Source organism: Marinobacter salarius, assembly GCF_032922745.1.
Taxonomy (GTDB): domain Bacteria; phylum Pseudomonadota; class Gammaproteobacteria; order Pseudomonadales; family Oleiphilaceae; genus Marinobacter.
Genome location: NZ_CP136693.1, coordinates 3942448 through 3954358, shown reverse-complemented (window position 1 = coordinate 3954358; position 11911 = coordinate 3942448). Strand labels below are relative to the sequence as shown.

Here is an 11911-nt window from a genome sequence, read left to right as displayed (position 1 = left end):
CGTTGAGGTTATTCCTTAATAGTCAGAATATCCTTGGCATACAGCTACATAATTATTTCAGGGAGTCTAGCAAAGTTTCATACATACGCGGGGATAAGTAGACTGCTGAGAGTGGGATTAAATTTTGAGCATCTAACGAGTCAGAGATTCAGATTCAGGCCAAGTCGAGCAGCATTTCTGCAAGGGCAGACCGAATATTAGTGTAGGTTAAAGTGTAGGTTTTAGGGGTGATCCAGCAATTTTTACTTTAAAAACAGCATTAAAACGCCAACTCATCATCGGGGTGTGGTGGGACAGATCGGTCTGGGCTGCTGACATGAACGGTTCCGGATCCATTGGCTTTATGTGAAGGCAGGGATTGTAAGAAAATAACCGCCATGATGAAACGAAGGAGATCATTATGCCACTGACTGACGAGGCATTGGCGGAAGCCGGCACGCAATTGGCTGACGTATTAATGCAACGCGAGCTTACGATAGCCACTGCCGAAAGTTGCACTGGCGGCTGGGTTGCCAAGGTGCTGACCGACCGCGCGGGCTCTTCTTCCTACGTTCTGGCGGGACTGGTGACCTACAGCAACGATGCAAAAAGGGGCTTGCTGGGTGTGACTGAACCGTCGCTGGGGGAGCACGGAGCAGTTAGCGAACCGGTGGTACGGGAAATGGTTGCTGGTGCCCTGGCGGCCACGGGTGCGGATGTGGCTGTTGCGATCAGTGGCGTGGCGGGCCCTGGTGGCGGCAGTGACGACAAGCCGGTAGGCACGGTGTGGTTTGCCTGGGGGCGCTCTCCGGCTGACACCGAAGCGGTGGTTGAGCAGTTCCAGGGTGACCGTGATCAGGTTCGGCGCCAGGCGGTTCTTTATGTGTTACAGGGAGTTAGGGGCTTTCTGGAAAAGCCCTGAAACGGAGGGGTTGGTCTTGCCTTCGTGTTGTGTTTTAATACTGTTCAAATATACAGGAGTCCGGTTTTTCCGGGTTCCGCAGTCCATGATTTTGGCCGCCGGGCTCCCGTCCCGATAACGGCATTGGCGACAGAGGGTTTGCAACGATGGAAGACAACCGCAAGAAAGCACTGGGTGCAGCACTGAGCCAGATCGAACGCCAGTTCGGCAAGGGCGCCGTCATGAAGATGGGCGACCAGCCCAGGGAAGCGATCCCTGCGGTATCCACCGGTTCCCTGGGCCTGGATGTGGCGCTGGGAATAGGCGGTCTGCCTTATGGTCGTATCTGTGAGATCTACGGCCCGGAAAGCTCTGGTAAAACCACGCTGACCCTGCAGGTGATTGCCGAGGCCCAGAAGGCTGGAAAAACCTGTGCGTTTGTGGATGCGGAGCATGCCCTGGACCCGGTCTATGCCGAAAAACTGGGCGTGAACGTGGATGAACTCCTGGTATCCCAGCCGGACACCGGTGAGCAGGCGCTGGAAATCTCTGACATGCTGGTGCGCTCCAACGCTGTTGACGTCATCATCGTGGACTCCGTGGCAGCGCTGACGCCCAAGGCCGAGATTGAAGGTGAGATGGGGGACAGCCATGTTGGTCTCCAGGCCCGCCTGATGTCCCAGGCGCTGCGTAAGCTGACGGGTAACGTCAAGCATGCCAACTGCCTGCTGATCTTTATCAACCAGATCCGCATGAAAATTGGTGTGATGTTCGGCAGCCCCGAAACCACCACCGGCGGCAACGCCCTGAAATTCTACTCATCCGTTCGCCTGGACATTCGCCGCATCGGTGCTGTTAAAGACGGCGATGAAGTGGTGGGCAACGAAACCCGAGTGAAAGTGGTCAAGAACAAGGTATCTCCGCCGTTCAAGCAGGCCGAGTTCCAGATCATGTACGGCAAGGGCATCTACCACATGGCCGAAGTGCTCGATATGGGTGTGAAGGAAGGCTTCGTGGACAAGTCCGGCGCCTGGTACGCCTACAAGGGCGACAAGATCGGCCAGGGCAAGGCCAATGCCTGCAAGTTTTTGGAAGAGAACCTTGAGATCGCCAATGAGATCGAAGCTGCGGTGCGTGACAAGCTGATGCCCAAGCCGGCCAAGAAAGAAGAAGCGGCAAAGGAAGAGGCAACAGCAGACGCGAACGGTGAGCTTCTTTAAGCTCTGTGGTTAGTTCCCGCACTATCGGGGAGGTGGTATGGATGCGAAGAAGAAATTGCTGGTTGTCGCCCATGCTCCCTCCCGGAATACCCTCAAGCTCCGGGAAGCGGTAGAACAGGGCGCACAACACGAAGACATAGAAAACGTGGAAGTGACCGTGCTCCCTCCGCTGGAAGCAGGCCCGGAAGATGTTCTGGCCTGCGATGCCATTATCCTCGGCACCACTGAAAACCTCGGTTACATGAGTGGTGCGTTAAAGGATTTTTTTGACCGCAGTTACTACCCCTGCCTTGAGAAAACCCAGGGTTTGCCCTTCACCTTCTACATCCGCGCCGGTCTCGACGGTACCGGCACCCATCGCGCTATCGATTCCATCACCACGGGCCTGCGTTGGCGGCTGGTGCAGGAGCCATTGCTCTGTCATGGCGACTATCGGGACGAATTCGAGGATCAGTGCCGGGAACTGGGGCTCTACATGGCCGCCAGCCTGGATGCCGGGCTGTTCTAGGAAGGCTTAGCTGGCGTAGCGGTTGTACAGGCCTTCAATGCGGGAAAGGGCATTGTCCACGGTTCGTGAATACCCCTTTTTGTCGAAACAGTAGCTGAACTGGATGCTTACCCGGTAACCGGTCTGATAGGGCTGGCAACTGATCACCCGGGCGGCGACACGGGATTCGCGGATGTACTTGCCATGAAAGTCCATATAGAGACGGGCGCCAGACTCTACTGGCCTAGGGCAAAGCACCGCCATGCCATAGCGATTCAGGTCCAGGCAGGTGACAGCGGTTGAATTCTTCCCTCGACCAAAGAAGCCACGCTCCTGCAGCTGTACCTTCAGGCACATGGCAGGGTAGCGGTCCTTGATTCTGCGGTCTGCGGAATCACTCATCATACGTTGGCATCCGTTGCGTATCTTGTGATTATTATTGGCCCGTTCTTCCACCGGGACGTTGAAGTCTAGTGCCCACGATGGTGACTGAAAAATGACCAAGCGAAGAACTGTGACCGGGTTATCAAAATGGGGCTGCAGTGTGCCGACAGCAAAATCATGCCCCTAATGACATGGTGTTCAGGCCTGGGTGCTGACCAGTCGCCCCCTGCGGTCTTCGGTGGGAGCGGCCTTGCCGGTTTTCGGGTTCAGTAATCGCGGGCTGCGCCTGGACCGCTTCTTGCGGCGGTCTGGCCCTTCAAAGGCCACCTGCGCCCGGCGCCGATCCGGCTGTACACGTCGGTCACCCTGCGGTTTTTCCGGCGACGGCGACGCCTGTTGCGGCTGCGGTGCGGTAAAGGGTTTGCGTTTTCGCAGTGACTCCAGCACCGTCAACGGTTGTGACTGATTTCGATAAATATCCATTGAATGAGTGTCCCGCCCTGAGGTTGAGGCCTCTGTTATTATGCCCGATTGATCAATTTATCGACAAGTTGGGCTAAATCTTTAGCGAGAGCGCGACAGGGCCGGCCCCAGATTCTACAATGAGCGGCCAACACCAAAATGCTTTCATACCGTTACAGGACCGAACCTTGAAGTCACTGTCACTGAACCAGCTCTACAAAGCCTGTGTTTTAAAAGATCTACCGTTCAAGACCACGCGACAGCTCGAGCCCCTGGCGGAAATTGTTGGCCAGAATCGGGCCCAGGCAGCGGTGCGTTTTGCGCTTGCCATGCCCCATGGCGGTTACAACGTCTATGCCGTGGGCCGTAACGGCTTAGGCAAGCGCACGATGATGCTCCGTTATCTGGAGCATCACGTGGACACTGAGAATCAGAGCCACGACTGGTGTTATGTCGCCAACTTCGAGGAACCGCGAATTCCCCGTGTTCTTCAGTTGCCCGCCGGTAAGGGCACCGAGCTCAAACAGGATATGGAAAAGTTGATGGGGCGTCTGATGAAGATGATCCCCCAGACGTTCGACAGCGACAGTTTCCTTGAGCGTGCAGAGCAGCTGAAAAACGGGTATGGCAAGAAGCAGGAAGATGAACTGGAGAAGGTGGCAGCCCAGGCCAAGCGAAAGAAGGTCAGCCTGAATATTACGACACCCGGCGGCTATCGGTTGGTGGCGATGAATGGCGAGGAACCCCATACCGCTGAATCCTTCCAGGCGTTGACAGAAGCTCAGCGGGACAAGTTCGAGAATGATATCAACAAGCTCGAGAAGAAGCTGCGTCAGGCCCTACGCAAACTGGCGGATTGGGAGCAGGAATACGCCGAAAGCCAGCAGGCACTCAACGAGGAGACGCTGGAAAGCATCTCCGGACACCAGATCGACGAGTTGATCGAGAAATACAGGGATATGCCGGAGGTGGTTTCGTACTTCGAGGAAGTGCGTAAGGATCTGTCCGAGAGCCTGGAAATTTTTCTGGAAGACAATGAAGAGCAGGCGGCCATCGCCTATGCGTCGCTGGATAAAAAAATGCCCCGGCGCTATCTGGTCAATGTGCTGGTTCACCAGAAAACCGACGAAGTGCCGGTTGTGGTCGAGGACAATCCCACCTACCACAACCTGTTTGGCTACGTGGAAAGCGTAACCTTCAAGGGTTCGGTGTTTACCGACTTCTCGCTCATACGCCCTGGCAGTATTCACCGTGCCAACGGGGGGTATCTGCTGATGGATGCGATCAAGGTGCTTGAGCAGCCATTTGTCTGGGACGGGTTGAAGCGTGCCTTGCGATCCAAGTCCATCCAGATCAACTCGCTGGAACGGGAGCTGACCCTGTCAGGCACGATTTCATTGGAACCCGAAGCGATTCCGCTGGACGTAAAGATCGTACTGTTTGGCGATCGGGAAACCTGGATGCTGTTGCAGGAATACGACCCCGAGTTCGCTGAGTTGTTTCGGGTCACCGCAGACTTTGAAAACGAGATGATGCGTACGGACGAGAGCCAGCTCCTGTACGCCAAGTTCATCGCCAGCCTGGTGAACGAAAAGAAGCTGCTGCATTGCAGCAACAAAGCCGTGGCACGTGTGATTGAGCACAGTTCGCGCATGGCAGAACATCAGGATCGGCTGTCGCTGCACGCAGCGGATATCGCCAATCTGCTGAGGGAATCTGATTACTGGGCGAGACAGGCGGGGGCAAAGCTGATCCAGAACTCCCATGTGGATCAGGCATTGGAGAGCGCCCAATATCGCAGCAGCCGTATCCGTGATCAGTTTTACGACTCCATCCGCGATGGCACCACGCTGGTGTCCACAACGGGCACCTGTGTTGGGCAGGTGAACGCGTTGTCAGTGCTCTCTACCGGCGGATTCGAGTTTGGTTTGTCCAACCGTATCACCGCTACCTGCTATTATGGAGATGGCGGTGTGATGGATATCGAACGGGACGTCAAGCTGGGAGGTAATATTCACTCGAAAGGGGTGATGATCCTCAGTTCCTGGCTGTCTGCCCATTTTGCCGTTACGGATCCCATGCATCTGTCGGCCAGCCTGACCTTCGAACAGAACTACGGCGAAGTGGACGGTGACAGTGCTTCGCTGGCGGAACTGTGCGCCCTGGTGTCTGCGTTATCCGGATTGCCTGTCAGGCAGGACCTGGCGATTACCGGGTCGGTGAACCAGTTCGGAGAGGTTCAGCCCATTGGTGGCGTGAACGAGAAGGTTGAAGGCTTTTTCAGCACTTGCAGGCTGACCGGGGAACTCACTGGCACCCAGGGGGTGATCGTACCCTCCACCAACGTCCAGAACCTGATGCTTGAGCAGGAGGTTGTCCAGGCTGTTCGCAATGGACAGTTTGCCGTGCATGCGGTCAGCCGTGCCGAGGAAGCAATTACGCTGTTGCTCGGTAAACCGGCAGGCAAGGCTGATGACAAAGGCAGGTACCCTAAGCAGAGCGTTTTTGGCATTATCCAGCAACGTCTGGAAAAAATGCGCGAGCATGAGCGTCAGGAGCATGCCCGGGACGACCACAAAGATCCGTCGATTCACTGAGAGCCATCAGCCGGTTTCACAAGTGTGATCGGCGGTCATTGAAAGGAGAGACAAGGCACATGACTGATACCCAGCAAACGGTCTACGTAGTTGAGGACGATGAGGCGGTTCGTGATTCTCTTGAACTGCTGCTGAAATCCGATGGCAAGCCGGTCAAGACTTATGACAATGCCAGCGCATTCCTCAAGGATTACTCCGAAAAAATGGCCGGCTGTATCGTACTGGATATCCGCATGCCGGGCATGGATGGTATGGAACTCCAGAAGAAACTGAATGAAAAGCACTCCATCCTGCCAATTATCTTCGTCACCGGGCACGGTGATGTCCCCATGGCCGTGGATGCCATGAAAGAGGGCGCGGTCGATTTCATTCAGAAACCCTATCGTGAAGAGGCCCTGCTCCAGAAAATCGAAGCCGCCCTGGAACAGGACAAGGAGCAGCGCAAAACTCTCGGTGAGAAGCAGGAAATCCTGCGCCGCGTGAAAAGCCTGACGCCCCGGGAACATGAAATCATGGACCGGATGATTGCCGGGCAGGCGAACAAGGTCATTGCCATCGAACTGGAGATCAGCCAGCGTACCGTGGAAATTCATCGCTCACGGGTGATGCATAAGATGGGCACGCATTCACTGGCACACCTGGTCCGTATGGTTCTGTCCGTAAAGGACCTTATCGACGCGCGCTGATTTGGCCGGCATCATGCATTCATCATCGTAACCGGCCGTACTTCTATGACAGATGCTGTCCTTGAGACAACAGACGTAACGGTTCTGCTCGTTGACGACAACCCGCAGAACCTCAAGGTTCTCTATGAGACCCTGAAAGACAAGGGTTATCGCCTGCTCATTGCCAACGATGGTGAAAAGGCTCTGGACCTTGCCCGCCGCCATCAGCCGGAAGTGATCCTTCTGGACATCATGATGCCGGAACTTGACGGCTATCAGGTGTGTGAACGCCTCAAGGCAGACCCGGTTACGTCAGACAGCGCCGTGGTGTTTCTCTCCGCTCTGGATGATCTGCAGGCGAAAGTCCGGGGATTCTCCCTGGGAGGCGCTGACTATATCTCCAAGCCGTTCCAGGCCCAGGAGGTGATTGCCCGGGTGAAAACCCATGCCAGGGTCATCCGCCTTGAACGGGCGCTTCAGGCCCGTAATCGCCAGCTTGAAAACGATCAGGCACGCATACTCAACTCCATCAGCGAAGGTATTTACGGTCTCGACGCCAGGGGTACCATCGTGTTCGCCAATCCGGCGGCGGCGCTGATCATGCGCAGGCCTGTTGAAGAGTTGATTGGTGAGGGTTTTTTCGATCTCCATTTCCGCACCGCCGGCCACGGATGTGAGTCACTCCCTGTTTATGCCACCTGTACCAAGGGTGTTCCGGAGAACCAGCGCGATATCGAGATGTTACGCGCGGATGGTTCACCGTTTCCGGTGGAGTATCGTGCGACACCGAAACTGGATGGTGATGAACTGCATGGCGCGGTGGTGGTCTTCCGTGACATCACTGCAGAGCTTGAAAGTGAAAACGCCCTGGACGACGCCCGGCACATGGTTCAGGAGCAGCGTGAGCAGTTGGCTCATTTCTCCCGCCTGACCACCATGGGGGAGATGGCGGCCGGTGTGGCGCATGAGGTTAACCAGCCGCTGACGGCCATCACCAACTACGCCCGCGTTGCCAAGCGCGTATTGGCCAAGGAAGCGCCAGATCGCGAGTTGCTCGAGGAAACGCTGGAGAAGATCGAAGCCCAGTCACACCGCGCCAGTGAGGTGATTCGCCGTATCCGGCGGTTTATGAAGAAGCCGGCTGCCGGAAAGGATGTGTTGTCGATTACGGCGCTGTTGGAAGATACCCGCCAGTTTGCAGAAGTGGATATCCGCAACAATGAGGGCGGTGTGGAAATCTCGGTGGCCGACGACGTGCCGGATGTCATAGCGGACCCGATTCAGGTACAACAGGTTGCGTTGAACCTGATTCGTAATGCCTTGGAGTCCACTCGCAGCGCTCAGTCGGTAAAGCCCGTCGAAGTGACCGTGGCGATGTCAGGTACGGGTTGTGTCCGTGTGGCGGTAACCGATCACGGTGTAGGTCTGCAGGACGATGCGGAAGAAAAGCTGTTCCTGCCGTTCTACACCACCAAGGAAGAAGGCATGGGGATTGGTTTGCCCATGTGTCGATCCCTGATTCAGGCCCAAGGCGGTGATATCGGGTTTGAGAGACCCGGGCATGGTGGCGCCTGTTTCTTCTTTACCTTGCCGGCCGCCGGGGCCGTGGGCTCGCCCTGTACGTCCACTGCCGGCTCCGGAGAGCCGACGGAGTAACCTCACCCTCAATTGTCCCAGCGTATCTCGCCGCTCAGGTGAGGGGCGTTACCTGACGCGTTCAGTAACTGATAGTCCCAGCCGTCTTGCCCAGCCTGCCAGTTGAGTTGCGCCGTTCCCGGAAGGAACAGCGGCTTCTTGAACTGGCAGGAGATTGATATCGCGTCCGGGCGCCAGCCGCTTTGCTGTTCCAGCAACGCCAGCACACGGGCCTTGCTCCACATGCCGTGGGCAATCGCCCGGGGGAAACCGAAGGCCTTTGCGGTCAGTGCGTGAAGGTGTATCGGGTTTCTGTCACCGGACACCCCGGCGTATTGCCGACCGATGGATTCCGCGGCACTGATGTCGATGGTCTCAGGGTAGTGGGGCAGTTCGGGAGGCTTTCCCTCTGAGCTATTTTTGCTCTTATCCGGCTGCCGAAACAGGTTGGTGCTCGTCTCTTCCCATACTAGCCGCCCTGCGGACCAGGCTTCGGTGACCAGATCAAACTCCAGGCCCCTCGATGTATTGTTCTGACCGTCCAGCCGTGCGGCTATGTCCAATGTTTCCCCAGTGCCTATAGCGCGGTGCTGCGTGATGTTGTTGCGAAGGTGGACGAGCCCAAGCAGCGGCAGCGGGAAGGTTTTTTCGGTCAGCAGTTTCAGATGCAACGGAAACGCAAGGATGTGGGGCCAGGTGATGGGCACGGTAGCCTGTGTATTGAAACCACATACCCTCCGGTAGCGTTTCAGGTTATGGTTGGCCGTACTGACGCCGATTAATCGGGCGGACAGACCAGGTATCTGGAGGTCGTCGCCGGATGGCTTGTTTTTCGGGAGTAGGGCCTTGCTGTAAAGCGACCATAGGCCGGGCGGGTGACTGTAGTAGATTGAAGTATCTGTCATATTGCTTTCTCTCCTGGTACACCTGTGCGTCACTGGCCTGATATGCTCTAATGTAAGACTAAGGTCTCAGAGTCTGGCAAACCCGACCAGTATGAGCATTGACCTGGCTTGCCAGCAAGGGTTGTCCGGCCGGCCAAGCCAATTGATAAACAACTATAAAGCGGGATTTTATGCAGGAACTTCGCGATGCGGGTGTGATGTTGCGCTTGATTTATCAGGCCATGAAACGCAAAGGGATTGATACCGATGCCATTTTTGCCCGGCTGGGAGTGGATGAAGACTATGTCTACACCGAGCAGCTAAGAACACCTCACAGTGCCCAGTTGTATTTCTGGCAGGTGGTTGAGGATGTGTCGGGCGATCCTGACGCCGGCCTCCACCTGGGCCAATTGTTACCGGCCTACAAGGGGCAGGTTCTGGAATACCTGTTTCTGAGCAGTCCCACGTTCGGCGAGGGCCTTCGGCGGGCTCAAAACTATCAGCGCCTGTTGAGCGATGCTGCCAATACCGACTTCTTGATCGAGGGTGACGAGGCCTGCATGGTGCTGGATGCCGCTTCCAGCGAAGTCAGCCGTCTGCGGCATTTCAACGAGTGCTTCGTACAGGGCCTGATAACCTTTTTCAAATCGATCACCGATGACCGCTTCTACCCATCGCGTATCGAGTTTGAACATCAGCGTGAGCATGGTCGGGAGCACGTGATCGACGTACTCGGCTGCGATGTTGTGTTTGGCGCCAAGGAAAACCGGCTGTATTTCCCTGCAACGCTGCTGTCTCATGCTTCGCCTCATGCAGAACCGGAATTGCTGGATCTCCATGAACGGTTTGCCAGTGAGCAGGTGGCCCGTCTTGAAAAGAAAGACATCGTTGGGCAGGTCGAGCGAATTGTCGCGGAACTGCTGGACAGCGGAGAGGTCACTCTGGATGCCGTGGCCGAGCGTCTTGGCATTAAACCCCGAACCCTGCGTACCCGCCTGACCGAAGCAGAAACCAGCTTCAATCAGGTGTTGGCGGATTTCCGTTATCGTCTGGCGCGGCAGTTGCTGGCAACGACTGATGAGTCCATTGATGAAATTGTATACCTCACCGGCTTCTCGGAACCCAGTACTTTCTACCGGGCGTTCAAGCGTTGGTCGAGCATGACACCCATTGAATACCGAAAGACCGCACAGGGAAAGGATGTCATGGTTGATGCCATGTAAGAGCCTTCCGAAAACCGAACTTTTTTCATGAAAAACGTTGACATGCAGGGCGGCCTCTTTATAATGCGCCCTCGTTGTCACCGAGCAGTCACACCCTTGATTGCGCCCGAGGTGCCGACCTACGCGGAGCGGTAGTTCAGCTGGTTAGAATACCGGCCTGTCACGCCGGGGGTCGCGGGTTCGAGTCCCGTCCGCTCCGCCATTTTCCCTTCTTTGATTACCTCTTCTTGTTGTCATTCCCGATTCATCTCTCTGTAATATTGCCCGTGCTATCGTTTTCCTGTTTGAAACTTGGGAGACGAATAATGTCCGATTACGAAGAAGAACTGATGGATTGTCAGTTTGAAGACTATGATGATGACGATGCTCTGGACGACGCCACTGAGTTGTAGTGGTGCTTTCAGGTTTTTAGAGAATGCCTTTAGCAGCCTGCTCCGCCAGGTACTGTTTTCGATGTTCCCCCGGGCTGGTGTTGAACCAGCGACGCCACGCCTTGTGAAATGCGGCTGGATTGGCAAAGCCCAGTAGCCACGCAATTTCTGACAGCGATACCCGTGTTTCCCGTATGTACTCGACAGCGAGCTCCTTGCGGGTGTCGTCCACCAGTTCCCGAAAACCGGTGTTCTCCTCTGCCAATTGCCTTTGAAGTGTCCAGGGCGCGACGCCGAGTTTATGGGCGACGGCCATCAGGGTAGGGGTGCCGCCCTGTAGCAGGGGCGGGAGCTGGTCTTTCACCCGATCAGCCATACTCCACCCGGCACGAATACGTGACATGTCCAACTCGCATTGCGCTGACAGTGACTCGAACATGGCGGCCTGCGCCTGTAGCGAAGCGGCCTCCGCTATTCCTGGGGCCAGCCTGAGACTGTTGCCTTCGGCGCCGAACCTCACCGGGCATCCGAACCATTCTTCAAACACTTCGTCGTAACCCTGGGAAGGGTACTCAATACTGACCCGTTCAACGACCCGGTCGTGGCCCGTAATAAGCCTCAGGAATTGAGCCCAGGCCGCAAGGACCGAATCCACCACGAAAAAATTAAATACGTTGTAGGGCTTGATGGAGTAAAAGTGCGCTTCCCGCCCCTGGCTGGCTGTCCAGGGAGCACCCCTGCTGTTGCGGCTGGTGAGTAAGGAATAATGAACCAGGGTGCTGATGGCTTCGCCAGCTGTGGCGGCAGATTGGGCGGCAAGCCCTGCGATACCAGCGTCCACGGGGCGAGACAGCTGGCCCATCGTTAGGCCGAGTGCGGGGGTGCCGGTGAGGGCAATGGCTGCCTGACCCATTCTCATGAATCGGGGGATGCTGATCCGTGCCGCCGGCGCTCCCAGTGCCTGTTCGTCCAGCCCAAACCGGCCCAGTAGTTCTTTGGGGTTTCGGCCTTCGGCCCTCAGTGCACGGGCCATGACGGCAACGTACAGCACGCTGATATCGCCGAGAGGGTTCTTGTATCTGGTGTTGGATTTCATAATGCCA

11 protein-coding genes and 1 tRNA gene are annotated in these 11911 nt (G+C 56.2%); 8 read left to right on the top strand and 4 right to left on the bottom strand.

The genetic code is table 11. The features are described from left to right. Nucleotides 1-400 precede the first annotated feature (400 nt). From R1T46_RS18400 to R1T46_RS18390, 3 genes are all read left to right on the top strand, one after another. Nucleotides 401-901 carry a CinA family protein gene (locus R1T46_RS18400; RefSeq protein ID WP_228210812.1) on the top strand — a complete coding sequence of 167 codons (501 nt, stop codon included), beginning with the start codon at nucleotides 401-403 and terminating at the stop codon, nucleotides 899-901. Nucleotides 902-1047: 146 nt separating this feature from the next. Then, on the top strand, nucleotides 1048-2100 hold the full coding sequence (recA, locus tag R1T46_RS18395) for a recombinase RecA (RefSeq protein WP_036204567.1): 1053 nt from the start codon (nucleotides 1048-1050) through the stop codon (nucleotides 2098-2100). Between the two features lie 37 nt (nucleotides 2101-2137). After that, complete coding sequence (locus R1T46_RS18390; RefSeq protein ID WP_085681352.1) at nucleotides 2138-2608, top strand: flavodoxin family protein; 471 nt, start codon at nucleotides 2138-2140, stop codon at nucleotides 2606-2608. Nucleotides 2609-2614: 6 nt separating this feature from the next. On the opposite strand, the gene R1T46_RS18385 is transcribed toward R1T46_RS18390, so the two are convergent. Beyond that, nucleotides 2615-2989: a PilZ domain-containing protein gene (locus R1T46_RS18385; protein ID WP_227664956.1), complete on the bottom strand. Its 375-nt coding sequence runs from the start codon at nucleotides 2987-2989 to the stop codon at nucleotides 2615-2617. 180 nt (nucleotides 2990-3169) lie between these two features. Further along, nucleotides 3170-3454 (bottom strand): hypothetical protein, encoded by a 285-nt coding sequence (locus tag R1T46_RS18380; protein WP_036204572.1) that lies wholly within the window; start codon nucleotides 3452-3454, stop codon nucleotides 3170-3172. 167 nt (nucleotides 3455-3621) lie between these two features. Here R1T46_RS18380 and R1T46_RS18375 point away from each other — a divergent pair, with 167 nt between their 5' ends. The 3 genes from R1T46_RS18375 to R1T46_RS18365 are packed head-to-tail and all read left to right on the top strand — an operon-like array spanning nucleotide 3622 to nucleotide 8351. Beyond that, nucleotides 3622-6030 (top strand): Lon protease family protein, encoded by a 2409-nt coding sequence (locus R1T46_RS18375; RefSeq protein WP_228210815.1) that lies wholly within the window; start codon nucleotides 3622-3624, stop codon nucleotides 6028-6030. A gap of 59 nt (nucleotides 6031-6089) precedes the next feature. Next, nucleotides 6090-6716 carry a response regulator FixJ gene (gene fixJ, locus R1T46_RS18370; protein WP_317306495.1) on the top strand — a complete coding sequence of 209 codons (627 nt, stop codon included), beginning with the start codon at nucleotides 6090-6092 and terminating at the stop codon, nucleotides 6714-6716. Between the two features lie 45 nt (nucleotides 6717-6761). Continuing rightward, nucleotides 6762-8351: a response regulator gene (locus R1T46_RS18365; RefSeq protein WP_317306494.1), complete on the top strand. Its 1590-nt coding sequence runs from the start codon at nucleotides 6762-6764 to the stop codon at nucleotides 8349-8351. Between the two features lie 8 nt (nucleotides 8352-8359). Here R1T46_RS18365 and R1T46_RS18360 read toward each other — a convergent pair whose 3' ends face one another. Next, complete coding sequence (locus R1T46_RS18360; RefSeq protein WP_317306493.1) at nucleotides 8360-9235, bottom strand: MaoC family dehydratase; 876 nt, start codon at nucleotides 9233-9235, stop codon at nucleotides 8360-8362. Between the two features lie 170 nt (nucleotides 9236-9405). Here R1T46_RS18360 and R1T46_RS18355 point away from each other — a divergent pair, with 170 nt between their 5' ends. Next, complete coding sequence (locus R1T46_RS18355; protein ID WP_317306492.1) at nucleotides 9406-10437, top strand: AraC family transcriptional regulator; 1032 nt, start codon at nucleotides 9406-9408, stop codon at nucleotides 10435-10437. Nucleotides 10438-10562: 125 nt separating this feature from the next. After that, nucleotides 10563-10639 (top strand) — tRNA-Asp (locus R1T46_RS18350). A gap of 206 nt (nucleotides 10640-10845) precedes the next feature. Here R1T46_RS18350 and R1T46_RS18345 read toward each other — a convergent pair. Beyond that, nucleotides 10846-11904: an AraC family transcriptional regulator gene (locus tag R1T46_RS18345; RefSeq protein ID WP_317306491.1), complete on the bottom strand. Its 1059-nt coding sequence runs from the start codon at nucleotides 11902-11904 to the stop codon at nucleotides 10846-10848. Nucleotides 11905-11911: the final 7 nt, after the last annotated feature.